The organism is Paenibacillus thalictri, from assembly GCF_004307995.1.
GTDB classification, from domain to species: Bacteria; Bacillota; Bacilli; order Paenibacillales; family NBRC-103111; genus Paenibacillus_AF; species Paenibacillus_AF thalictri.
Window position 1 is genome coordinate 1 of sequence record NZ_SIRE01000049.1, and the last position, 24,217, is coordinate 24,217.

Sequence of the window (24,217 nt, forward strand, 5' to 3'; positions counted from 1 at the left end):
CTTCAAGCAGAGCATGCAAGCCTTGCGCTCATGAAAAAATTAACCACATAGCTGTGGTTTTCATTTTGCCCGGGTGGTCAACTTTTTGATTAGCGCAGTGGTCAACTTTTTCATTGACATTCACACGCTAAAATAACGGGTCTATCTACCACTACGATTTATAATATGTGCGCAGCCGGGCAACTGCCGCATATGAAGGCACGGAGTCGAATATTACTGCATCGGCCGACACTTGAAAAATGGTTAGCTGGTGGATTCTCAGAATTTAAACAGGCATAAATTCTCTCTTTAGTTTAGCACCTATTCCCAATTATTATTGAACACTACAAGTGGCAAGCGGATCAGTCGCTTGCCACTTGTAGTGTTCATGCTTGTATTATCGAACCTTCAAAATAACTGTCACCCTCATGATCTACCAAACATTATTGCGCTAGGAGGCGGATCGAAAATGAATTACAGCAAAAAAGCTCTTTGGCTTGCCTGTCACTCCGAATTCGGTGAACGTCTTATCGAAATCGCCATGGAACATCTTTCACTAGCGAAGGAATTATCCTTAAACAGTCGATACATGACGACTGCCAAAGATCGAGAAATCGCTATGACCCGTATCGAAACATTGCGGCAGGAGCGGGACAACATTATTTCGTTATTCGAAGAAAACAGGGGGAAAGCATAATGGCAAACTATCGTCAACGCGGAAAAAACTCATGGGAACTTGCAGTAAGCCTTGGACGCGGTGCGGACGGCAAATATACCCGGCGCACAAAAACAGTTATAGTGGAAGACGAACGCATTTTACGAGCGCCAAAACGTTTAGAAACATATTTGGATCAAGAATGGCTTAAATTCAAGGAAGAAATCGAAGCAGGGAGTTACATAGCACCTGCTAAGCTTACGTTTAGTCAATTTGTCGAGTTATGGAAAGAAAAATACGCGGACAATCAGCTTGAACGAAAAACCCTCTACACGTATATGGTGAATCTGAATACCCGCATCTTGCCTGCATTCGGAAATTTGCAACTCGATCAAATAAAACCTTTGCACATTGTTGATTTTCTCGGTTTGTTAGGGAAAGACGGAAGCCGGAAAGACAAAAAGGCAGGTGCTTTATCGTCCGGAACAATCCAAATGAATCACAGAGTATTAAAAAACATATTCTCCCGCGCTGTTGAGTGGAAAATTATAGGTGATAATCCAGCGGCGGAAGTGAAAAAGCCAAAAGTCACGCATAAGGAAATTAACCCTTACGATGAAGAAGAGATAAAAGCCATGTTACAAGCCCTTCAGAAAGAGCCGTACCACTGGCGGATGATGATAACACTGGCTTTGACCACAGGGATGCGCCGTGGCGAACTGCTTGGGTTAGAATGGAAGCATATTGATTGGAAGACTGGCGTAATCGACGTACAGCAAAGCGTTTCTATTTCTTTAAAAGGCGAACTGATCGTCAAGGTCCCTAAGACAAAAAATTCTAAGCGAAAAATTGCGCTCCCCTTTTCCGTGCTGGGGGAATTGCGAGATTATTACGCTTATCGAGTAAAGGAACGAAATAAAATTGGTGACGCGTGGCAAGGCGGTGAATACTTCTTTGTGTTCGCTCATGAGGATGGTAGAGCCTTTCACCACGAACGCCCTTACCTTTGGTTTCGCCACTTCGTAAAAAAGAATGGTTTCCGGTATAACAACTTCCATAGCTTGCGTCACGCATCAGCAACGCTGCTCATTAATCAAGGTGTCCACGTAAAGGTTATCTCTGAGCGGCTTGGACATGGCTCAATCACCACGAGTATGAACATATACGGTCATGCCCTCCGTTCCGCCGATCAAGCCGCTGCTGATAAGTTCGAAAATCTGTTCACTTCGGATACTAAGAAAACAGACAAAAAGACGTTAGGGTAATGTCATCCCAACGTCTTTCCCTTTTCTTTATGCTCCGTTATTCTGCTTTTGCACGCAGTTTTACGGCAACTTTACGGCAACTCCTCAAAAGCGCCCCTGTTATACCAATTCTGGAACCACTGTATCACCCTATAACCCCTTATGGATCAAGGGATTTCAGGATCCTGTATCACTTCTTACAAGCAACGCGACATTTTCAACGTGTGTTGTATGCGGAAACATATCCACCGGCTGCACCGCGGCGGTGGAGTAGCCGCCATCCTCTAGGATGCGCAGGTCGCGTGCGAGTGTGGACGGGTTGCACGAGACGTAGACGACGCGCTCGGGGCGCATCGCGAGAATCGTCTCGAGCAGCGTGGCGTCGCAGCCTTTGCGGGGCGGGTCGACGACGATGACGTCGGCCCGTACGCCGGCACGGTGCCAGGCGGGGATGACCTCCTCCGCCGGGCCGGCTTCGAACTGAACGTTGCGGATGCCGTTCAGTTCGGCATTTCGTCGAGCATCGTCGATGGCTTCTTCGACGATTTCGACGCCGTACACCTCGCCAGCATGGCGCGCGAGGAATAAAGAGATCGTGCCGATGCCGCAATAGGCATCGATCACGGTTTCGCCGCCGGTCAGACCGGCGTACTCCAGCGCTTTGCTGTACAGCACTTCGGTCTGCACCGGGTTAACCTGATAGAATGAACGGGCGGATATCGCGAAGCGCGTGTCACCGATCGTATCGTAGATGACTTCTTCGCCCCACAGTACTTTTGTCGTATCGCCGAAAATGACGTTGGTCGTCCTTATGTTGATATTTTGGCAAATGCTACGCACGGCCGGAACATCACGGCGAATCAGGCCGACGAGCTCATCGCAATGCGGAATCTGCTCTCCGTTCGTTACGAGCACAACCATAATCTCGCCAGTATTGAGACCGTGTCTCGCCATAACGTGGCGAAGTAGCCCACGACCCGTTTCTTCATTATAAGGGCGGATGTTCAACTCGCGTGCGATTCTTTTGACTGCTGCGACGACAGCGTCGTTCTGTTCATGCTGGATCAGGCACGCTTCCATATCGATGATGCGGTGGCTACTTTGTGCATAAAATCCCCCGACAAGCCCGCCTTCCTCCATGCCAATCGGCACTTGAGCTTTGTTGCGGTAACGCCACGGGTCGCTCATTCCGAGCGTTGGATAGACGACAATACCCTGATCCATAGATGAAGTATCCGCAGAAGAACCACCCACCGAATATGGAACGGAATTGGATTCAGAAACGGAACCTTCATTCCTCTCAGCCGCTAAATCTGCCTGTACTCGACTGTCACCAGGAAGCTTCAGAACATTGTTGGCGTCAGTCCCCGGCACTACAGAAGCTCCGTACTCGCCACTTTCTGCAACAGCACTCGCCACCGTCAGCTTCCCGATCCTTTCCAGATTGTCCACGACCATCTGCCGTTTAACCTTAAGCTGGGCTTCATAGCTGAGATGCTGCAATTGGCAGCCGCCGCACTGCTTATAGATCGAGCAAGGAGGCGAAACGCGATCCGGGCTAGGGCGCAGCACCTCAAGAAGCTTGGCATAGCCGTACTGCTTTTTGACCTTAACCACTTTGACCCGTACCCGCTCGCTTGGCAGCGCTCCTTGTACAAAAAGGGTAAAGCCGTTAACACGGCCTACCCCTTCGCCTTCGTGCCCGATACCGACAATATCCATATCATAGTCGCCGTTTTTAACTACAGGGAAAAAAGCCGCATGTCCTTCCACAATCTCTTTCGTTCCTGCAGAAGAATATCCGACATCGATCGCCTGGGCTTGTCCTGCGCTTGTTTTTGTCCCTGGTTTATCCTCCGCCGCGCGCTGCCCCCTTGCAGAAGCCCGCTTGCCCCCGCTACTCGCGCGTAATACATCTGGAGAAGCTCCGATTCTCCCTTGGCTTGCGTTTACGCTTTGGCCCGCATGTTGCCGTAGCGATACATCGGCTCCCAATCCGGCGCTACCAGCACGCTGCCGCTTCGAAGGGCCTGTTTCTCGACCGTTGTCGCCGTGTCCCGCACGTTGCTGCCGCAAACTTCCGCTTCCATCGCTTCCATCACGCTGCCGCGCCGCTGCATCGCCTCCGTTGCCTCCGGCACGCAGCTGCCGCGAGCTGGCTCCGCTTCCCCCGCGTTTCGCACTCGCCCTAGCTCCCGTCGAGGCGCCGCCTCTGCTTGCCGCTTCCCGCTCGCCCTGCCCGCTCGCTCCAAACCATTCGGAACCGGTTGACGGCCGGTTCATCCGTTTCTTCATTTTACTCATGCTTTATATGTCACACACCTTAATGTTTCCACTTAATTTTTGTACGAAGATTGCCCCGACTCGTCCACAATTACCCGCAAATGCGAAGGCAGATTGGTGAACAAACATGGCAGCGTGCCGCCGAATTCACCATCCAGATTAAGCTGCACATAATCCGGGGAGGTCACTTGAATCGACCGCGTTTGGAAATAAATTACGTTCGGATCGCTTAAATGTTCGCCGCGCAAAGCAAGCGAAACGACCCGAATGAACTCGGCTAGGTTGCATTTCTTCAAGATCAGGCAATCGAACAGGCCGTCGCCTAAGCTCGCTCCCGGGGCCAGCCGCTCAAACCCGCCGACCGAATTGCTGTTGGCGATCAGGAACAACATGACCTCTTCATGCAGTTCGTGCTCGTCCGTCCGGATGTACAGCTCTATCGGGCGCAGCCGCGGCAGCTTTTCGATCCCCTTCATATAATAGGCAAGTTGTCCGATCATCGTTTTCAGCTTGCTTGGCACTTCATAAGTCAGCTCTGTCATCGAACCGCCGCCGGCAATGTTGATAAAATACCGCTGATTCATCTTACCGACGTCAATCGACCTTGTATGCTGCTGAATAATCAGATCGCAGGCATACTCCCAGTTACGCGGAATGCCAAGAGCACGGGCAAAATCGTTGGTTGTGCCCAGCGGCAAAATACCAAGCGGCGGCCGGTTCTCTTTCTCCGCCATCCCGTTAATCACTTCATACAGCGTACCGTCGCCGCCGGCCGCGATAATTAGATCAAATCCCCGTTCGATCGCATCCGCCGCCGCCAGCGTCGCATCGCCTTCGCCGATGGTCGCATGGGTGGACGTCTCCAATCCCCCTCTTTCCAGCCTCTGCAGTACGTCGGGCAGCCTCCGCCTCATTTCCTCCCGTCCGGAGGTTGGATTAAATATCAGTCTTGCTCGTTTCGTCATCGTCTAATCACCGTTACCCCGTTTTTTATCTATTTAGAAAACCGAGAACAGCCTGCTCCAGCCAACGCGACATCCGCTCATCGGGCAGCAGCGCTTTCCCATTATATAAAAACGAATACCCCTGCAACCGTTCCGGCACGACTTGACTTGTAAAATAACCTTCGCTCAAAAAAAGCGGAGCCACAATCACTTGCAGTTCCGGCCGCTTCTCGCGCCAATCTTGCAGGCGCTGGCCCGCCTGGTCGGGAAGCAGCATCGCCGTATCCGCTTCGGCAAACCCGCCGAGCGCTTGAATCCTTCCAGCCAAGCTGGCAAGCCCGTCCGCCCATTTTTCATAAAAACCCGGCTCTTTACTGCCATGACCGACCAGCAGCACCAGCTCTTTGTCCGGAGCGGAGGACAACGGCCTCAGTTTGTCGTATACAATTTCCGCAATTGTGCTATCGTCGCCGATCGGATCCGCAAAATGAATTCGCGCATTCAGCCGAAAAGGCTTCATATCGGTTGCCAGCTTCGGCTCGGGAATAACGCCCAGCGCGTAGCTGATTTCGTCGATATGCGTGCTGCCTGAGGAAATGAACAACGGCACGGCGATGATATCGGTCACGCCTTGAGCTTCGAGAGCGTCAATACCGTCTTGAATCAACCGTCTTTCAACAATTTCTAAAAAAGAGGAAAACACGGGTGTCCGCTCCGGCAGCCGCATACCCGCTACCGCTTCATCAACCAGCCGCACCCATTCTTCGCTTTGCGAACCGTGACTGATGACCAGAACCCCAAATACCAACACATCGTATCACTCCTGTGCAAAATAAGCTGAAATCGCTATTCTTGCATGTTGCTTACTGCTGCTCCACCCGGTCAGAGCCGCTTTTCCGTGTCTGCTTCCATGTCCCTGCATAAGCCTGAACATGACCGGCTGCTCCTTGTGATGTTAACATGCTATCGAAACCGCGGGCGAAAGTCAATCCAAGGCGGCGTTTTTTAGGAAGCGGTTTATTCCCGTAAGAAACAGGTATCCCGAACGCGCGTACCGGCGTTGCATGACCGTGATGTTTACTTGCATTCATCAGCATCTGTGATGGAGAGGCTGCCAATTTCTGTGCGGCTATTGCATGGCTCTGCGCATCCATTTGCTCCTGTGATGGAGAGACAACCAATTTCTGTGCGACTCGTCGCATATCCGTGGTCTTCCCCCACATCCATCACCCCAAGCCGTCCCTGCTCTGCCTTACGCGATGTAATCTGCCGCTCTCCATGCGGCTGCCGCCGCACAAAAAAATCCCACCGGCCGCGCGCAAGCGGACTGGCAGGATTTCAGGTTGCGTACATTTGCGCAGAAGCCTAAGAGGCTAACTCCATGCGGCATCAGGGACGCGTGCTCGGGAATCACGCTCACCGGAAGCCCATCGGGTTCGACCGCCGCCATGCGCCGTCAGGGCGCGGACTCGGGATTCGTTCCGCGTTGGAAATGCGGTTACAGTTCCTGCCCCTCCACGGTTCAAGCAATAATGACTCGGATTCGCGCGCTTTAGAAGCCCGTCGTTGCCGTATCCGGCTTAACGGTTAAGCCGCTCCAGCGCCAACTTATAGCCGTCGTTGCCGTAGTTGAGGCAGCGCTTCACGCGGGAAATCGTCGCCGTGCTGGCTCCTGTCTCCGCTTCGATTTGGTTGTACGTGTTGCCCTTACGCAGCATCCGGGCTACTTCAAGCCGCTGTGACAACGACTCGATCTCGCCTACCGTGCACAAATCGTCGAAGAATACATAACATTCTTCTATATCCTTTAATGTCAAAATCGCTTCAAAAAGCTGATCGATCGCTTTATCATTAAGCTTCTTTAATTGCATAAGATTCAACCCCTTGGTGAACTTCGTACTTCATGACTTATTCTTAAACTATTCGACATACACGTCGTAAATCCTTCCTTTAGATTTGTAAAACGTTAATATTTTTATGCGGTGCAGGAGTAAACCGACCGTGACAAAAAACTACTCACCCGAGACAATCGTCTATACCAAACGAATGCCTATGACATAAAGTAAAGTATCCTGATACTATCCAAAAAGGGTTGTGAACATCGTGACTAGCGGAAAACAAATCATCGGCAATCGAGGCATGATTGCACATACGCGCAGCTTCAGCGAAGCTCCGATCAATGGATACCCCATGGGCGGATATCCGGGGGTTACGAACTTTTCCCCCCAGCTTTATCAAGGCGGCGGATTTCCGGTAGAATCCGGCTTCCAGCCGGGCGGAGGAGGCGGCGGCAGTGGGGGCGGCGGCTTACTGGGGGGCCTCTTGGGAGGCGGAGGTTCCGGCGGCGAATCGGGCTCCGGCTTTAATCTAGGGCAGCTTAAGCAGGTCGTCGACCGGATGGGCGGCATTGACGGCATCATGAATACGATGACCAAGGTGCAGAAAATTGTCACCAACGTGCAGCAAATGGCTCCCATGGTAAAGCTGCTGATGGGGTCGTTCGGCAAGTCGAAAACAACGGGTGCGTCAGATTCCAGACCTTATCGCAACCGCAGACGCAACGGCAAAAGAAGACGCAGCAGCGGCACACGCCGTCCACGGCGCTAACCTAAATCCCATTAATTAGGACTGAGTCCGTTGGCCGAGGAAATTCTCGATAAGCAATGTCGGGACAAAAAAAGAACCGCTTCGACGCGGCGGGAAGACATGCAGCTCCCACCGCGCAAAAGCAGGTTCTTTTTTCTGTATAGCAAGTTCCTTTTTCTTTATAGCGAGTTCTTTCTGTAAAGCAGGTTCTGTTCCCTATAAAACATTCTTTCCTTATTGATCGCCTTTGACCGGTTCCAGCGGAACTGGCGCTTTACCGTACTTCGGCGTTTCCCTGACGGTCGGAGCCGCCCATTTGGCCGCGTTGCGGATGACCCGCCGTACATTCTCGTTATAATACGTCGGATACGTTTCATGACCCGGACGGAAATAAAACACTTTGCCTTGGCCCCGGAAGTAGCAGCAGCCGCTGCGGAACACTTCGCCGCCCTCGAACCAGCTGGTCAGGACAAGCTCATCCGGCTGCGGAATATCGAAATGCTCGCCGTACATCTCCTCATGCTCCAGCTCGAAATATTCGCCGAGACCTTCCGTGATCGGATGTCCCGGAGAGATCACCCACAGACGTTCCTTCTCGCCGATTTCGCGCCATTTCAAATCGCAGGAAGTGCCCATCAGTTTTTTGAAAATTTTCGAGAAATGGCCGGAATGCAGCACGATCAGCCCCATGCCGCGCAGCACACGCTGCTGGACTCGCTCCACGATCTCATCCTGCACCTCGCCGTGAGCCTTATGGCCCCACCAGATCAGCACATCGGTATGGTTCAGCTTCTCTTCCGTAAGTCCGTGTTCCGGCTCGTCCAAAGTGGCATAGCTGAGCTCGAAATCGTCACCCATGCCTTCGCCGATCGCACTATGAAGGCCGTTAGGGTATATGCTTCGAATGAAATCATTTTCCTTCTCGTGACGGTACTCGTTCCATATCGTGATCCGCAGCTTCTGGCTCATCCATCGATCATCCTTTGCATCCGTTATTGTTATAAGTCCAACAATATCAGTATATTCTGGCGGTGGATGAAAAAACATCCGCAAAGTTGCCCGCTCATTATTCAAAAATGTCCTTTCTTGCCTCAATGCATGTTATAATAAGGTGTAGGCTATCGCCGGGGTATGCAAAAATGTCAATTATGCTGTTTTGAAAACAAAGGAGCCCTCATACCTATGGAAATTGGAAGTGCCGTCTATAACGAAAAAATCCACTATCAAAATCCCCTTCTCTGCATCAAAGTATTTGAAATCACCGACCGCTCGGGACTTGCAGGTCAACCCAAACAGTGGAACTGGCATTACCATAAAGAAGTAGAGTTTCTTGCCATCAAGGAAGGAGCCCTCACCGTCAACTCCAAGGATGAAATGGTTACCCTCGGTCCGGGAGATGTTATCCTGCTCGGATCGTCGCAGCTTCACCGGACTAAAAAGGCCGAACCCGCCGATATTCACTACATTGTGCTGCAGTTCGACATGGCGCAATATTTTGACCAAAGCACCATGCCCTACATGAGCTGTTTTTCCGAACTGCATTACCCGCTGAACGATCTCAATTATATTTTCCGCGAAAACGCCTCCGTACGCCAGGACGCCTTCTCCATCATTTCCGACATTTTAGTGGAAACGCAAACGAAGGCCAAAGGTTATGAAATCGCCATCAGCGCGCTCATCAAACGCATGCTGCTGCTGCTTTTGCGCAATGACCGCAAAAATATTATCCGACCAATTGGCGATACCGAATTGGTCCGGCTGCAGCCTGCGCTTGAATATATCGAACAGCACCTGGCCGACAAAATTTCGATCGGCGAAGTGAGCGATATGCTGAATTTGAGCTACCATTACTTTATCAAGTATTTTAAAAAAGTGATGGGCATGTCTTTTGTCGATTTCGTCAATTACAAGCGGATTAAAAAAGCGGAACGGCTGATTTTGACCCGGGATGTCAGTATCGCAGAGGTCGGCGAATCGGTCGGCATTCCGAACATGGCCCAGTTCTACAAAATGTTCAAGCGGTGTAATCAATGTTCGCCAAAAGAATTTAAGCTGAAGATGAAGGGTGAGGCGCTGCAAAGATAAAGAGAAGAAAGGGAGATGAACATTGCCAGAAGTAGTGACTAATACCAAGCCCAACCCAAAACAGAAGACTCACGGAAGACTGACCCGGCTCGATTTGGTCCGAAGAGTTCTGTTTATGACAATTGGGGCCGCACTTGTAGCTCTTGGTCTCGAAGAATTTCTAATCCCGAACGCTATTATTGACGGAGGGGTCGTGGGGATCTCCATTATCACCTCTCACTTAAGCGGATTGCCCGTCGGCCTGTTCCTGCTGTTATTCAATCTCCCGTTTCTGTTCGTCGGCTACAAGCAGATTGGTAAAACCTTTGCTTTTTCTACACTGTATTCGGTTATGATTATGTCCATCGGCACGTTCCTGCTTCACTCGGTGCCGCCGGCTACCGTTGATCCGCTGCTTTCCGCCGTGTTTGGCGGCATCATCGTAGGTCTGGGCGTCGGTATGGTCATCCGGTTTGGCGGATCGCTGGACGGAACCGAAATCGTAGCAATTTTATTCAGTAAAAAGATGCCTTTTTCCGTGGGCGAAGTCGTGATGTTTTTCAACATATTCATTCTTGGCAGCGCGGGTTTCGTGTTCGGCTGGGATCACGCGATGTACTCGCTGATTGCCTATTACATTGCTTTTAAATTAATCGATATCACCTTGGAGGGCTTTGACGAATCCAAAGCAGTGTGGATTATCAGCGCCCACAGCAAAGATATCGGAGACGCCATCGTCGAACGGCTTGGCCGCGGCGTAACGTATTTGAAAGGAACCGGCGGTTTTTCCGGCGACAGCAAGCAAGTGATTTGGTGTGTCATTACCCGCTTGGAGGAAGCGAAGCTCAAATCGATCGTCGACGGCTTCGATCCGAACGCATTTCTCGCTATCGGCAACATTCACGATGTGAAGGGCGGCCGTTTTAAGAAGAAGGACATTCACTGACTTTCGGTCCATAAAACCGGCACTGCTTTGCTTTCAAAACCGATTAGTCCGATCCTATTTCGGGGTGCCCTTTTTAAACCGAGCAGTTTCATAATTATACACAATACGTTTTGAGAACCGTCTGGGAATCTGGATGGTGCTGCGTATGATGAGGTCAGCCGGCAATGGTCCGGTTGGCCTTTTTCATTTGACCGCAAAGCCCGCTGTAGAAAACAGCCGCGCTGCATAAATTTCCGTATTTGGAGGCAGAACATATAGAAGGAATATCTGAACCGCAAAGGAGAAGATACTTATGCTGTATGAACTGATGACACTTGCCATCGCTGTCGTCGTGATTGGGCTGTTCTGGGCCGTACCGCAGATCAGAAACCTGAATAGGCGGGACTCCAGCGCCAGCGGGGACGTGATTAAGCATCCGGTGGCAGCGAATCCCGCTTTAATCGGGATTATCCTTTTTCCAATTGTCGTAGTGATCGGCGCGATGATCTGGATGTATTACTACCCCTAAGATAAGGATGTGAACATAAGCAGCGTATGAATTCTGCCGAAGATACTAACAAAAAGACGTATTATGTTTCCGTTCAAGCCGGCACAATCATGAATAACATCGGCGACGCCTCATTTGAATTTGAGATCATCGCAACTCCGGACGATATTGAGAGGTTGTCCGAAATGTTCGAAGCCACGATGGAGGCGGATCATGACGCCTTCTGGCGGGCCCACAATCCGGCGATCTCTTATCATCACGACGATGAGAACGACACTTACGACGAGGGGCTGCAAATGATTTACTCTACCCTGCATGAGCTCGGTACGCCGGAGACCAAACATTTCATAGAGGAAATGCATGTGCTTCCGCAGCCATAAGCCGAATGCCAAAACAAAACCTCCACCCTGTCTAATTAACAATGAACTGCCCCCAATTGTTAGACCCATCTAACAGTTAGGGGCAGTTCAAAATAAGACGGCTTGGAGGTTTTTTAATCGAAAAAGCGTATTCCCTTTCTGGCATCAAGTGAATGCCAGCTCCTGCAAAGATCTTGTATACAGCTTCGGTACCGCCTCAATCAGGCTTCGCGTATACGGATGTGCGGCCTCCAGATGGAAACCCGCGCTATCCCGCTGCTCGACCAGTTCCCCGCGGTACATCACCGCAATGCGCTGGCTGATCTGTACAACCCTCGCCAGATCATGCGAAATAAACAAATACCCGTAACCGGACTGCTGCTGAAGATCCAATAACAGCCGCACAATTTGCGCGCCGGTGGACACGTCCAGCGACGAGATCACCTCGTCGCAGATCATAATTTGCGGATCCGCCATCAGCGCTCGCGCAATATTAACCCGCTGGCATTGGCCGCGGCTGAGTTCCCCCGGATACCGGGTCAGGTGACCGGCGGTCAAGCCGATACGTTCGATGATCTGCCGCGCCTTGTCCTTACGGTCCTGTACACTGCCGATGCCAAAATGATACAGCGGTTCCGTTAATATCCGCTCCACCGTCAACCTTGGATTAATAGCATCCACCGGATCTTGAAAAATAAGCTGGATACTTCGCCGCAGTTCCCTGGCATCTTTAGCGGAAACACGGGTAATGTCCCGACCATGCCAGGTCAGCGCGCCTCCCGTTACCGGTTCCAGCAGTGCCATGCAGCGGGCCAGCGTGCTTTTGCCGCTGCCGCTTTCTCCGACCAAACCGATGGTTTCGCCGGGTTTGATGCAAAGCGTCACGTTATGCACGGCAGCCGTGGTTACAGCCTGTTGAAATAGCTGGCGGCGGGTATAATATTTTTGCACATTTTGAGCGGCTAACATACATAACCCCGCTTTCTTCAGCAGCCAATCCGGCTTAATTATTAGCAAAACCGACGTTTTCCGGCCGATTAACCGTATACCCGCACCTGCTCGGGCAGCGGTTGGCCAAGTATAGGCACCATCTCCAGCAGATGCCGCGTGTAGGGATGTGCAGGACATTGCAGCAGCTGCGCCGCTTGCTCACATTCGACGATTTCTCCTTGGCGCATGACCACGATCCGGTCGGCCAGCTCGGAGACAACACCCAGATCATGTGAGATAAACAGCAGCCCCATGCCGAATTCCCGCTGAACGTCTTTAAGTAGAGATAAAATTCCGGCCTGCACCGTGACATCCAGCGCCGTAGTGGGTTCGTCGGCAATCAGCAGCTTGGGGCGGTTGAGCAGCCCCATGGCAATCATCACCCGCTGCAGCATACCTCCGCTTAGTTCAAACGGATAACTTTTCATCATTTTCTCGGGATTCGGCAGGCCCACACGCTCCAGCATCTCCAAACACCTCGCGTAATTGGCACGCCGGCTTCCGTCTTTTATACACTCCATCAATTGAGAGCCCAAAGTCAGCATCGGATGAAACGAACTGAGCGGATCCTGAAATACGACAGCCATCCGTTGCCCCCGAATATGTTTCATCTCTTTATCCGGCAGCTGCAGCAGTTCTTGCCCTTCCAGGCGGACGCTGCCTGCTTGGATGCATAACGGAGGCTCCAACAGGCGCATGATGGACAGAGCCATCGTGCTTTTGCCGCTGCCGCTTTCGCCGATGACCGCGACCGTTTCCCCTTGCTTGATGTGAAAATGAATATTGGTTAACAGGCTCCTTCTCGGCTCCGCCGTCTGAAAGCCGGTATACAGTCCGCTGACTTCAAGAAGCGGCTGAGCTGCTGATTTCACCGTTGTCCCGCCTTTCCTCCGCTAAAGTTCCCTTCCGGTTCCACATTCTCTCCAAGGTGTTGCCCAAATAGTTAACTAACAAGATCGATCCCGCCAATGCCGCGGTCGGAAACAAAATGGTCCACCAAGCCTGCATAATATAAGGATGGCCGTCTGCAATCATCGAACCCCAGGTCGGTGTCGGCGGCCGGACTCCGATGCCAAGGAAACTTAAGGTGGAGATGACGCCAATCGCCGAACGGAAGCAGATGGTAGAGAGCAAAATGACCGTTGGCAGCAAATGAGGCAAAATATGCAATCGGATAATCCCCCATTTACTGCTGCCGAGCATAAAGCCGGCACGGATAAAACCTCTCCCGTGAAGCGCTTTGGTTTCGTCGTGAATCAGCCAGAAGAACTGCCCCCATATGGAAAATGCCATCGACAACACCATGCCCAACAAACCATTTCCAAATATTGTAATAATTAGAAGTGGCAGTACGCGAACCGGGAATACGACGGAAATTTGCCCGATAAACACTATGATCGGCGTAAGCCAAGGCACCACTTGGTAGCCGGCCAACATGCCAAGCAGCGTCCCTGCCGTCATCGCCATCAATACCGCCACCACCACGAGTCCAAGTGTCAGATAGGAACCGTAAATCAGCCTGCTGGCCACATCCCTGCCCAAATGATCGGTACCGAGCCAAAATTCGCCCGAAGGCGGGTCCAGCTTAGGCCCTTCGAACGGAGCCAGCGGATCGTGACCATAACCGTACATATAAACCAATGAGAGTATTACCAAGACGGCTGCGATAGCAAGCAGGATTTTTCCATTACGGTCCAAAACAGTTTTCACCATTGATTTGTCTCTCCCAGCTGCTTCTGCTTAACTCTCGGGTCAATAAGCGGATGAATCAGATCGAGCACAAACCGCGAGACGATAAACAAAAGCGTAGTAAAGATCAAGCATGCTTGGATCAACGGCAAATCATGGCTCGCAATCGAACTCACCGTCAAGTTGCCGATGCCCGGATAAGAGAAGATCGCTTCCACTACGATGGTACTGCTGAGCAATACGCCGACCTGTACGGACACAAACGAAAATATAAGCGACAAGGCGGGCCTGAGCAAATATTGAGAGCGAAAGCGGAATTCGCTTACGCTCTTGGCTTTGGCTGTCACAATATATTTTTCTTTCGCCACTTCTTGAAGTTTGGAGCGGAACAACAAAGAGATCTTGATCGCCTCGGCGGCTGCAAGCAGCAGCACGGGCAACACCAGGGAACGAATTCCCTGGCTGCCCGAGGGCGGAAACCACTTCAGATGCACGCAAAACAATTCGATGGCAAGAATACACGGCACAAAGCCGGGTATCGAATGCAGCATCAGCAGCACTTTCGTTAGCTGCTTATCCGCTTTCCGTGGCAAATAGGAACCGAGAAACCCCAGTCCGATGCCGCCGACGATCCCGATCGGCAGCACAAGCGCAATCAGTTTCGTGGTCGCCCACAAATACGGCAGCGCTATCGTGAGCACAGGTTCGCCGAGTTTATAGGAATTGCCGAATTGCAAGGTGATTGTTCTCAGCATATATAACCCGAACCGTACAATCGCCGGTGCGTCCAAGCCGAGCGCATGCCGCATCGTTTCCCGCTCGGCTTCGGTAGCGTCGGGAGGCAGCAGCGTTCGAACCGGATCACCCATCGCATGCGAGACAAAAAAGAGCAGGCTTGAAACCAATAACAAGATGGACAGGCCGACGGCGAGTCGTTTAACGGCCAGCTTCAATCCGTCGTGCATCTTACTTCACCTTGATTTGATGAATGTCAATTCTTCCTGTTCCATCCGGCTTCCAGTCGATGCTGCCGGATAAGCCGTAAATGTTCGGCGGGAACATATACCAATTGACAGGGGATCCTTCCTTGTATTTCTCTAAAATTTGCTTGGCCAAGGCCAGTCTTTTCTTATCATCTTGTTCAGCCGCATAATCTTTAATCCACTGCTCGGCTTGCGCATTCAATTGATAACCAAATGTTTTGTAAAGCGATTGCTGCGAAAAAGCCGCTACCAGAATCCGGTACAGCTCCCTGTCGGGATTATCGTAACCGGAGAACATCAGCATGGATCCGGCTGCATTTTGTTCATAACGCTTAGGATCAAGCAGAGGACCGATTTCCATTAAGTTAATTTTCGTTTCAATACCGATTTTTTTCAGCTGTCCCTGCAAAGCTTGAGCCGTGTCGATGTCCCTTTGGGTTACATCGAGATCGACCGTCAACGGTGTTTTGACGCCGGCTTCGGCAAGCAGCGCTTTCGCTTTGTCCGGATTGTAGTCGCTTAGCGGGTACGCTTCTACGAAACCGGAGCCGGTTTTCGTAACCGGAGCTACAGCGGGCGAAGCAAACTCCCCGTACAAGTTTTTGGCAAGCGCGGCTTTGTCGATTCCGTAATAAATCGCTTCCCTAATCTTCGGATTGTCAAACGGCGGTTTGAAGAAATAACTTTGCCACGTAACGCGGAAACCCGGCTCCGAGACGACCTGATAGCTCGCTTGGCCTTGAATCCGCTTGAGCGACGATGCCGACAGATCGGAGGCAATATCCGCATTGCCGCTGAGCAGTTCAGCGACGCGGGTCGCTTCATCCGTTACGTTTTTGACGACAACCGTCTTGAACGGAGGACGTTGGCCCCAGTAGTTCGGCGCTTCTTTCAAAGTCGCCACTTCCCCGCGTTTCCATTCGCCCAGCACATAAGGACCTGTTCCTACGGGTGATGTTTTGTACTCGTCGCCATTCGCCAGTTGCTTTGCCGACAACATCGGCAGATCGACCAGGAAGTTAATCAAGGCGTAGTTGGGAGTCGACGTAATAATATCGACGGTATATTCGTCTACAACATTCGTTCCGGTTACACCGGCAAGCAGCGTTTTGAACGTGCTCTTGGGAACTTCCGGCGACATCAGTTTGTCGATCGTCGCTTTTACCGATTGGGCGTTGAACGGATCGCCATTCTGGAACTGAACGCCCTTCTTGACTTTAATTCTCCAGTTGTTGTTCACAAATTCATAGCTTTCCGCCAAAGACGGAGCCAGCTTGCCGTCCTTATCTCTGACCAGCAGCGTATCGAAAATAAGGGTTCGCGGCAAGGTGATGTCCTTTTGGAACGGATCGATGGTCGAAAAATCTCTCGTTTCATTTGTTTGAACAATAACGAGTTGGTCCTTCGCTTTTGCAGATGCCGGAGCGGCAGCCGGCTTATCCGCCGGTTGAGCGGGTGACGCAGGCTGGGCAGCAGGCTGCTGCGGGGAGCAGGCGGTGATCCCTATAAGCATGGCGGCCATACAGAAGGCGGCCAATTGATTCCGTTTGCGTAAAAACTTCATGTTACGGATTCCTCCAAATGTAAGATGGATAAACTTATGTAAGTACGAACGAATTAACGGCGCCCGATAATCAGATATCTGGGGTGCTGCGGAACGCCTCCCCACAATGCCGCTTCCATCAGCGGCTCGATCGCAACGTCATGCAACCCTTGGGAACGGAAAAACGCAGCAAGCTGCTCGCTTGGCTGCCCGCCATAAAACGGAAGCTTGGAGCGGATTTGTTCATACTCGGCTTTGACATCCTGGTTCTCCCATTGTCCTTCCACCAGAGCCAGCCTTCCTTGAGGCTTCAGCAAGCGGATCCAGCCTTCCGTCGCTTTGGCCGGATTAGGCAGCGTCCAGATTACATGGCGGGCAACGATCAAATCGTAGGTGCCTTCAGGCAGCCCGGTTTGTTCGGCATCGCCGTGGCGGAAATCGATTTGCAAACCGGCTTCTTCCGCTTTAGCGCGAGCAAGCTGCAGCATCTCGTCGGCAAAATCAACACCCGTTACCTCGTGTCCCGCTTTAGCCAGAAGCAGCGAAAGAAATCCTGTGCCGCAGCCAACGTCCAGCACTTTCAGAGGTTCCTCGCCGGCCAAACGGTTAAGTACGCCAACCCAGGCTTGGTGCTGGTCTTCATTCAGCAGACCATGGCTCGCACCTTGGTCGAAATTGGCGGCACGGCCGTTCCAATGTTGTTTCACCAGTTCTTTTACTTCTTGTTCGTTTAAACTTGGGTTACTCATTAAAATCTCTCCTTATTGATAATGATTATTATTATTAATGGATTTCTGAAAAAAAGCTGCCGACGCAGTCGACAGGCTAGTCATACCTCATAATCGATCCATCCTTGTAAATATCTTGAAACAACTCGTGATTATTCATAAAGCTGGAGACGATGTCGCTTTCATTGCCCAAAATGGTTAAATGGAAGCTGGCTCTTATCAATTCACGAACGATATGTATAATTTCACGGCTCTCGCTGTAAGTGCCAATGACGGTATCCGGGTTCTGAGAGTCCAACCGGCCGACGAGCATTTGGCGGATATCGCTGATCATCAGCATCTGCATGGCCCGATGACGGTGAACTTCATCCTGGCGAAGCGGATGAATGACAACTTGAACCCCCTCCAGCGTAAAATCGCCGTAAGATAAAATTCGGACCTTCACTCCTTTGCTGGAAACTTTGCTGATGTCATCCTGCAGCAAGGCGGCGAACGGCGCCCCGCAGCGAAGATACACCTCGTTTTGGGCCGACTGAATCATCTGTTTGGCCCTGCGGACAACATGATCGTAGCCTTTCACATATACAATCGTTTCATTGCTTTTTTGCCGGTTGATTTCTTTGAATTCCACGCGCACTTTCTGGAGGTCGCTGTTGAATTTCGCTTCAAGACCGGATAAAAACGACTCGGGCTCGACGGCCATATACAATGCGGGCTCTGTCTGCTGCCATACTACGGCGCCTTTATCAGCTAAATTGCCTAATACCCGATATACTTCAGCCCGGGATATGCCGGTATTTTTGCTGATTTGATAACCGGTTGCCGCGTCCTCCTGAACTAACGCCAGATACACACGCGCTTCATTCTTGCTGAAACCGAATCGGGTCAGCAATTCCATGATCGTATTCATGATTTGCACCTCGCAGGTAGTATTATAACTAACTACTATGATAATGAGAATCTTTATCAGTAATCATTTGACTGAAGAAATATAGTTGTTCCCTCAATTTTTCATCCATTTCCTTCTAATATCTCACTTTTTTATTTTTCTCACAATGCCTCTGAGACAAAAAACAACCTTTCACGCGTTCATGGACGTGTAACCGACCATGCCGTTTGAGAAAGGTTGCTTTTTATCCTCCACTATATCTTGAACCGCTTAATTCGGGACAAGCCTTGCTGCCCAGCCTTATGGGTTAGTCTTTAAACGGGTCTCCGGTCGAACTTGAGGCCTGCCGCAAATCCTCGTAGAAGTTCGCCATCGCCGCAAGGAAATACGGATACACCCACAGCATAGCGATGCCAAACGTGATGCAGCCGAGCAGGAACCAGCCGATAAAGCTGAGCTGCAGCAGGAACAGCTTCATTTTCTGACCGTCCATCATCTCTTTGCTGGTGCGGATCGCGTCCATCACCCCGATATCCGGGTTATCGTTCATGATGTAAAACGCCTGCGAATACCGCAGTGCAGCGATAATTCCGGGCACGATCAGCAGCAGTGTCCACAGGAATGTCAGCAGGCCGATCATCAGCGATAAGCCAAGCGCAGGCAGGAACCGCTTGAACCCGGCAAATAGCTGGCTGATATCCGGGGTGCCGCCGCGCGGAAAGGTAACAAAAAACATCGACAATCCGAGTGCGAACGAACCGGAAACGAGCGTTGTCGCCAGACTCCCCACGTCCTTAATGGAGTTAAGGATAACGATGATAACAAAATATAGAAAACACGTCAGTATCGCTATACCCCATCTGCCTGCCAGCTGGCTTCGCGCCATCTCCCTCAACTGATCGTTCGGTTTTAACTGACTCGCGTTGACAAATACCAATTACCATACCTCCTTTAAAGGATTTAGTTATCCTTTAAAGGTATATTCCGGTGCCAGGCTAATATTTCATTTTATTTTTCAGACGCGGCCCGCTTGAAACGTCCGGCTGTTGTCACGCTGCGCGGCCGACTTGATTCTTTTGTGATAACACACGTAGGAGCCCGCCATCAGCGCAAATCCGATGAGGAAGAATACCCAGCTGCCGGCGGGATCCCCGACACAGATGCTCGAATACATCGCCCCCGCGAGATCGAAAAACAACCCGGCATACGCCCACTCCTTGATTCGCGGATACCCGGGAATCAGTATGGCGGCAACGCCTAATATTTTGGCGATTCCCAAAAACGGGAGCAAATAAAGCGGGTATCCCAAATGCTTAAACAATTCGACTGCGTCGGGGACGGACATGATGTCGGGGATGGAGCCAAGCGCCATTAATGCCGCAAACAAACCTGTGCATATCCAATAAACGAGATTGATTTTTTTCATATGCGTCTCCTTTACATTTCGCCCAGAAGCCCGGCAAGACGTCACTCCGCCAAATCTTGAAGCAGGCTTTCCAGGCGATCCCAAGTCTCTGTAATACCGGCGAGCATGCCCATGTCCAACACCTTCTGGAGCGCCTCGGCGGATGCATATTGCGCACGGTTGACGATCGTTGTTTTACCGTCGCGTTCGATGAACTCCATGGCAATCAGCGTTTCCGGCATGTCCTCCGCTTCATTGCCGTTCTCATCGGAAAAATAGTCGACGTACACGATCCGCTCCGGCTCAACGATCTCATGATAGACGGCTTTGCCCCACGATTCCATCCGGCCGTCGGCGGACCTCATGCAATAATGCCAGACACCGCCCGGGCGAAAATCTATCGTGCATACCGGCAGCGTCCATCCTTTCGGGCCCCACCAACGCGCCAAGTGCTTCGGCTCCTTAAACATCGCAAATACAAGCTCACGCGGCGCCTGAAACGTACGTTCCAGCACAAGCACCTTGCCCTCCACCTTGGTAGTCATGTTGTTATTATTGTTATTTGACATTCCAAATCCTCCCTTAGACAAGTTGTATCATGTCCCCTTTTAAAATATACCCAAAAAGGAATATTCCAGTCAAGGAATATTTAAAACAAAAAAATAGCCGGAGCAACTGACGCTGCCCCGGTCTTCTTCCATCCGATGTTAAAATATTCTGCGCTGCCAGCCCATCAGCTTGGCGAGCGCTTCGACGTAATAGTAGTCTCCATAAATCAAGGAGACGTTGATGTTCTGGCCCGCCGGCTTGTGGCCGGTGCCTTCCACGAGGATCGCCTCGTGTTCAGGGCGGTCCCACGTGCCGTAATGCTGCGTCAGCGACAGCAGCATCCGCTCGGCCGCATCGCGGTACAAGCGGCCTTCCGCCTCAGGCAGCGCGGCCGCGATCTCGAGCAGGCCGGATGCGGCGCAGGCGGCCGCCGACGTGTCGCGTTCCTCGCTTGCGAGGTCGCCGCCGTTCGCGCGGAAGTCCCAATGCGCGACGTAATCATCCGGCAGGCATGCCAGGAAATAATGCGCTACGCGGCGCGCAGCCTGCAAGTAGCGGATGTCGCCGGTATAGCGGTACACGTTCGCCATACCGTGCAGCGCCCACGATTGGCCGCGGCTCCAAGATGAATCCGGCCCGGCCCCTTGACCTCCCAGCGAGCCGAGATACTCGCCGCTTTCGGGATCGAATTCAATGATGTGGTTCACCGAGCCGTCCTCGCGGATAAACCGGCTCAGCACCGTATTCGCATGCGCCTTGCCGACATGCTTGAAGCGCGGGTCCTTCAGTTCCTCCGCCGCCCAGAACAGAATCGACAAGTTCATCGACGAATCAACGATCGCCCAGCCTGTTTTATCGTCATTCCATGCGCGCAGGAAGTTTCCAGCCATATTAAACCGGCCGGCCAGGAAGTTAGCCGCCTGCAAACCGCGGCGCCGTCCGTCCTTGTCCCCTGTAATTTTATGTTTGATGATCGCCGTAGGCAGATACTGAAATCCGACATCGTGGTGGAACCGGTTGTCGCGCAGCGTGCACAATTCGATTCGTTCGTCCCAATCCCAAGCGGCTTCGCGGTAATGCTCCTTGCCGGTCATGTCGTACATGATCCAGAGGATACCGGGCCAGAAAGCCGACGTCCACCAATCCAGAATCATGTTGTCGTATTTGCCGTCCGCCTTCGCCACATGCGGCGATTTGTCTTTGAGCTGCTCGATCATGCGGTCGACTTTCGGCTGCAATGCTTCCCATACTTCCGGCAAAATATCGGACAACTTTGATGCTTGGAGCCATTTTTCCTGTACCATGGGCTTACACTCCTTTAAGTATATTAGTAGGATGAACCATTAACTTCGATAAAAACCGTTCCGAGCCCTTCCGATACCGCGCTGACCACCGAAGCCCCGCCTGCCGGATCGACATAGATGCCCACTCTGCCGTTCGCCAACTCGATGACCCGGGAGCCGCCCACTGTACCTAAATGCTCAAGCAGCTTGCCGTCGCCGGCCAAACCAAATCGGATAAAATTACGCGCATCCGGGCAGAACACGCCATTAGCATCATACGCTTTCGCTTCGACGTACATAAGGCCGTCCGTCTGCCGTTCCACAGTCAGCTTCAGCTGCGCAGGCTCGCCCCAGCTTTCCGTCTGGTAAACAAAGCGGATTTCGTCCTCTACCGTCACGCCGTCTTTAACCGCCACGACGCGCACCTGATTTTCACCCGGCTGCAGCGCCGCCTCCCAACGCAGTCCGGCTGCTGGGAAGTTTTGCGAATCGCGCTGCTTGACGCCAACACTAACGCCGTTCAGGAACAGCTCGGCCGACGGGCAGTTGGAGTAAACCTTAATAATCTTCAGCTCTCCCGGCGCACCCCAACGCACCGGCATCGTATGGCCGTAGATACGCGCCATCGGCTTATCCGTCCAATAGGACTGGTACACGTAATAAGCATCTTTTTTCGTAAAATCGCGTTCGATAATACCCTTCATGTTCAGGTAGGGAATCGGCGAATCCGGACGCACCGGCGTGGCAAAATCTTTAAAAGCCCACTGCGCCGTTCCGGTCAGCCAGTCCATCTTCTCCTGGCATTTTAAATACCAGTCGATCATCTCACAGAAATACGTCTCCGACCAGTCGCCGTCCTTCGACACCCGCGGCTCGCCGCCGGTCAGCAAATAATCGCCGTCGCGTTCGTCCGCGCCTTGCCCTTTGGCGATAAACTCGAAGCCGGTGAACGTCTTCTCCACATGCCGGGTCGCCAAATTATCAGCGCCCCACTCCATATGGAAAAAGGAATGCACGTTTTCGAACGCCTCACGGCTGTACGTTTCGTATTCGGTGTACACGCCGCGGTACCAACCGGCCCAGATGGATGGCGAATACACATCGATGATGTCCTTGCAGAACTCGCAGCGGCGAATCGACGTCAACCGGCTCGGATCAAGCCGGTGGGACATGTCATGCAGCTCTTTCATGAACGCGCGAATTTGATCAATTTCAAAATAATCGAAGTCGCATTCCCAATCGTTCTCATTCCCAAGTCCCCACAAAATGACCGATGGATGGTTGTAATGTTGTTCGATCATCGCCGCCAGCATGTCGCGGCATTGCTGCTTGTATTGCTCTCCGCCGAGGCCGCCGCGGCACCATGGGATTTCTTCCCATACGAGAATGCCAAGCTCGTCGCACAAATCGAGAATGATGCGGGACTGCTGGTAATGACCCAGGCGGATAAAATTGACGCCCATGTCTTTCATCAGCTGCATTTCCGTGCGCATCATCTCTTCCGTCATCGCCGGTCCCACTCCGGCATGGTCCTCGTGGCGGTGCGTGCCGCGCAGCAGTAGCCGCTCGCCGTTCAGCTTAAACGGACCGTTGGTCACAAATTCGAAGAAACGTACGCCGAACCGTTCCTGCTGCTCGGTTTCTCCGTAAGGACTCGACAGCCGGACCGTGCACTTGTACAGCGCAGGATCTGCAGGCGACCACAACTTCGGCGCAGCAATATCGTGTACCGCAATTTCCTTCATGCCGTTCCAGGCCATTTGTTTCGTTTCATAGGTGCCCAGCACCGAACCGTCAGGACCCTGCAGCGTAATCGTCAGCGTGACATGATCGAGATAAGCTTGCGGATTGTACAGCTGGGCTCTTACCTTAACGGAGCAGCGTTCCGCACCCTCTGCTTGGGCTTCGACATGTACGCGCTCCAGCGACACCGCAGGCACATACACCAGGTTTACATAGCGGTACACGCCGCCGTACAAATTAAAGTCGCTTGCGTCCGACGGAATCGTCTCCAGCTCGCGGCTGTTGTCGCTGCCAATCGCCACCGGTACAAGTCCGTGATAGCGGTCGATCTTCTTGGCCTTTTCGACCGCTTCCGTAATATCGACGGTAAACTCGTCGTACCCTCCCAAGTGCGAACCCGCTTTTTGCGTATATACGTATACGTCGGTCCGTTGACCCGCTCCTTCAAAATGCAGCAGCGTTCTGCCGCCGGGGTACGGATTGTTCACGTCCAGCTTCGTGCGGTACCAGCCCTGGCCTTGGTAATACGGGGTGTCCGGATCGAGCACGTCCAGAGCATTATACGTATGAGGCAAAGTCACCTCATGCCATGGCACATTGTAATGGTTCTGCAGTTTGTCCTGCCGCCATACCTCCCATGGCCCGCCGAGGCTGCCTTTGAAATGCTCCCAGCCGTCATTCAGCCGTTGTTTGATCAATGTCGGTCATCTCCTGTAGTAGGTATGTGGAAAAGGCTTAAAGCGCTTCGACTTGTTCATTCGTGTAAAGACGATACGATTTTAACAAAAAATAGATCCAAAATGTATGGCGCTCTTATGATAAAATGTTGTTGTATTACGATCACGTTGTACCCTGTGCAGGAGATGAG

At 51.9% G+C, this 24,217-nt stretch carries 27 protein-coding genes; 8 read left to right on the forward strand and 19 right to left on the reverse strand.

All coding sequences use genetic code 11. The features are described from left to right. Window positions 1–132 precede the first annotated feature (132 nt). The 3 genes from EYB31_RS38640 (at window position 133) to EYB31_RS38650 (ending at window position 1,899) form a co-directional block, all read left to right on the forward strand. Entirely contained in the window at window positions 133–279 is a 147-nt protein-coding gene (locus EYB31_RS38640) for a helix-turn-helix domain-containing protein (RefSeq protein ID WP_276322140.1), read from the forward strand. A gap of 169 nt (window positions 280–448) precedes the next feature. Continuing rightward, on the forward strand, window positions 449–676 hold the full coding sequence (locus EYB31_RS38645; RefSeq protein WP_131018942.1) for a hypothetical protein: 228 nt from the start codon (window positions 449–451) through the stop codon (window positions 674–676). After that, the gene (locus EYB31_RS38650) at window positions 676–1,899 is read left to right on the forward strand and encodes a tyrosine-type recombinase/integrase (protein WP_131018943.1); all 1,224 of its coding nucleotides are present in this window, start codon (window positions 676–678) and stop codon (window positions 1,897–1,899) included. Before EYB31_RS38645 ends, EYB31_RS38650 begins: the two co-directional genes overlap by 1 nt. Window positions 1,900–2,055: 156 nt before the next feature. Here EYB31_RS38650 and rlmD read toward each other — a convergent pair whose 3' ends face one another. The 6 genes from rlmD to EYB31_RS38680 form a co-directional block, all read right to left on the reverse strand. Then, on the reverse strand, window positions 2,056–3,600 hold the full coding sequence (rlmD, locus tag EYB31_RS38655) for a 23S rRNA (uracil(1939)-C(5))-methyltransferase RlmD (RefSeq protein ID WP_131018970.1): 1,545 nt from the start codon (window positions 3,598–3,600) through the stop codon (window positions 2,056–2,058). Between the two features lie 227 nt (window positions 3,601–3,827). After that, window positions 3,828–4,061, reverse strand: a complete 234-nt coding sequence (locus EYB31_RS38660; protein WP_131018944.1) for a hypothetical protein — start codon at window positions 4,059–4,061, stop codon at window positions 3,828–3,830. A gap of 153 nt (window positions 4,062–4,214) precedes the next feature. Then, window positions 4,215–5,126, reverse strand: a complete 912-nt coding sequence (locus EYB31_RS38665; RefSeq protein ID WP_131018945.1) for a diacylglycerol kinase — start codon at window positions 5,124–5,126, stop codon at window positions 4,215–4,217. 25 nt (window positions 5,127–5,151) lie between these two features. Then, window positions 5,152–5,916, reverse strand: coding sequence for a sirohydrochlorin chelatase (locus EYB31_RS38670; RefSeq protein ID WP_131018946.1), 765 nt, complete (start codon window positions 5,914–5,916; stop codon window positions 5,152–5,154). A 52-nt stretch (window positions 5,917–5,968) separates the two neighbouring features. Next, on the reverse strand, window positions 5,969–6,328 hold the full coding sequence (locus EYB31_RS38675; RefSeq protein WP_165452836.1) for a hypothetical protein: 360 nt from the start codon (window positions 6,326–6,328) through the stop codon (window positions 5,969–5,971). A 357-nt stretch (window positions 6,329–6,685) separates the two neighbouring features. Then, window positions 6,686–6,976 carry a YerC/YecD family TrpR-related protein gene (locus EYB31_RS38680; protein ID WP_131018948.1) on the reverse strand — a complete coding sequence of 97 codons (291 nt, stop codon included), beginning with the start codon at window positions 6,974–6,976 and terminating at the stop codon, window positions 6,686–6,688. A 232-nt stretch (window positions 6,977–7,208) separates the two neighbouring features. On the opposite strand from EYB31_RS38680, the gene EYB31_RS40550 reads away from it, so the two are divergent. Continuing rightward, window positions 7,209–7,712: a hypothetical protein gene (locus tag EYB31_RS40550; RefSeq protein ID WP_165452837.1), complete on the forward strand. Its 504-nt coding sequence runs from the start codon at window positions 7,209–7,211 to the stop codon at window positions 7,710–7,712. Window positions 7,713–7,925: 213 nt separating this feature from the next. Here the strand turns inward: EYB31_RS40550 and EYB31_RS38695 are convergent, their stop codons facing one another. Then, entirely contained in the window at window positions 7,926–8,660 is a 735-nt protein-coding gene (locus tag EYB31_RS38695; protein WP_131018950.1) for a ThuA domain-containing protein, read from the reverse strand. 213 nt (window positions 8,661–8,873) lie between these two features. Between EYB31_RS38695 and EYB31_RS38700 the strand changes: the two genes are divergently transcribed. From EYB31_RS38700 to EYB31_RS38715, 4 genes are all read left to right on the forward strand, one after another. After that, window positions 8,874–9,776: a helix-turn-helix domain-containing protein gene (locus EYB31_RS38700; RefSeq protein ID WP_131018951.1), complete on the forward strand. Its 903-nt coding sequence runs from the start codon at window positions 8,874–8,876 to the stop codon at window positions 9,774–9,776. Between the two features lie 115 nt (window positions 9,777–9,891). Beyond that, window positions 9,892–10,701 (forward strand): YitT family protein, encoded by an 810-nt coding sequence (locus tag EYB31_RS38705; protein ID WP_131018952.1) that lies wholly within the window; start codon window positions 9,892–9,894, stop codon window positions 10,699–10,701. A gap of 292 nt (window positions 10,702–10,993) precedes the next feature. Then, complete coding sequence (locus tag EYB31_RS38710; RefSeq protein ID WP_131018953.1) at window positions 10,994–11,209, forward strand: hypothetical protein; 216 nt, start codon at window positions 10,994–10,996, stop codon at window positions 11,207–11,209. 26 nt (window positions 11,210–11,235) lie between these two features. Next, window positions 11,236–11,568, forward strand: coding sequence for a hypothetical protein (locus EYB31_RS38715; protein WP_131018954.1), 333 nt, complete (start codon window positions 11,236–11,238; stop codon window positions 11,566–11,568). Between the two features lie 144 nt (window positions 11,569–11,712). Here EYB31_RS38715 and EYB31_RS38720 read toward each other — a convergent pair whose 3' ends face one another. The 12 genes from EYB31_RS38720 to EYB31_RS38775 form a co-directional block, all read right to left on the reverse strand. Further along, on the reverse strand, window positions 11,713–12,564 hold the full coding sequence (locus EYB31_RS38720; RefSeq protein WP_165452838.1) for an ATP-binding cassette domain-containing protein: 852 nt from the start codon (window positions 12,562–12,564) through the stop codon (window positions 11,713–11,715). Between the two features lie 20 nt (window positions 12,565–12,584). Continuing rightward, window positions 12,585–13,409 carry an ABC transporter ATP-binding protein gene (locus EYB31_RS38725; protein ID WP_131018956.1) on the reverse strand — a complete coding sequence of 275 codons (825 nt, stop codon included), beginning with the start codon at window positions 13,407–13,409 and terminating at the stop codon, window positions 12,585–12,587. Then, a complete protein-coding gene (locus EYB31_RS38730) occupies window positions 13,381–14,250 on the reverse strand; it encodes an ABC transporter permease (protein WP_131018957.1) in 870 nt (289 codons plus the stop codon). Before EYB31_RS38730 ends, EYB31_RS38725 begins: the two co-directional genes overlap by 29 nt. After that, window positions 14,244–15,191 (reverse strand): ABC transporter permease, encoded by a 948-nt coding sequence (locus tag EYB31_RS38735; protein WP_131018958.1) that lies wholly within the window; start codon window positions 15,189–15,191, stop codon window positions 14,244–14,246. Before EYB31_RS38735 ends, EYB31_RS38730 begins: the two co-directional genes overlap by 7 nt. Before the next feature lies 1 nt (window position 15,192). Next, entirely contained in the window at window positions 15,193–16,773 is a 1,581-nt protein-coding gene (locus EYB31_RS38740; protein WP_131018959.1) for an ABC transporter substrate-binding protein, read from the reverse strand. Window positions 16,774–16,826: 53 nt separating this feature from the next. Further along, on the reverse strand, window positions 16,827–17,501 hold the full coding sequence (locus tag EYB31_RS38745; protein ID WP_131018960.1) for a class I SAM-dependent methyltransferase: 675 nt from the start codon (window positions 17,499–17,501) through the stop codon (window positions 16,827–16,829). Window positions 17,502–17,577: 76 nt separating this feature from the next. Further along, window positions 17,578–18,390 (reverse strand): TrmB family transcriptional regulator, encoded by an 813-nt coding sequence (locus EYB31_RS38750; protein ID WP_131018961.1) that lies wholly within the window; start codon window positions 18,388–18,390, stop codon window positions 17,578–17,580. 286 nt (window positions 18,391–18,676) lie between these two features. Then, complete coding sequence (locus EYB31_RS38755; RefSeq protein WP_240763217.1) at window positions 18,677–19,306, reverse strand: DUF975 family protein; 630 nt, start codon at window positions 19,304–19,306, stop codon at window positions 18,677–18,679. 78 nt (window positions 19,307–19,384) lie between these two features. Further along, window positions 19,385–19,795 carry a DoxX family protein gene (locus EYB31_RS38760; protein ID WP_131018962.1) on the reverse strand — a complete coding sequence of 137 codons (411 nt, stop codon included), beginning with the start codon at window positions 19,793–19,795 and terminating at the stop codon, window positions 19,385–19,387. A 41-nt stretch (window positions 19,796–19,836) separates the two neighbouring features. Next, on the reverse strand, window positions 19,837–20,343 hold the full coding sequence (locus EYB31_RS38765) for an SRPBCC domain-containing protein (protein WP_240763218.1): 507 nt from the start codon (window positions 20,341–20,343) through the stop codon (window positions 19,837–19,839). A 138-nt stretch (window positions 20,344–20,481) separates the two neighbouring features. Beyond that, window positions 20,482–21,627, reverse strand: a complete 1,146-nt coding sequence (locus EYB31_RS38770) for a glycoside hydrolase family 88 protein (protein ID WP_131018963.1) — start codon at window positions 21,625–21,627, stop codon at window positions 20,482–20,484. A gap of 23 nt (window positions 21,628–21,650) precedes the next feature. Next, window positions 21,651–24,047 (reverse strand): glycoside hydrolase family 2 protein, encoded by a 2,397-nt coding sequence (locus EYB31_RS38775; protein WP_131018964.1) that lies wholly within the window; start codon window positions 24,045–24,047, stop codon window positions 21,651–21,653. Window positions 24,048–24,217 lie beyond the last annotated feature (170 nt).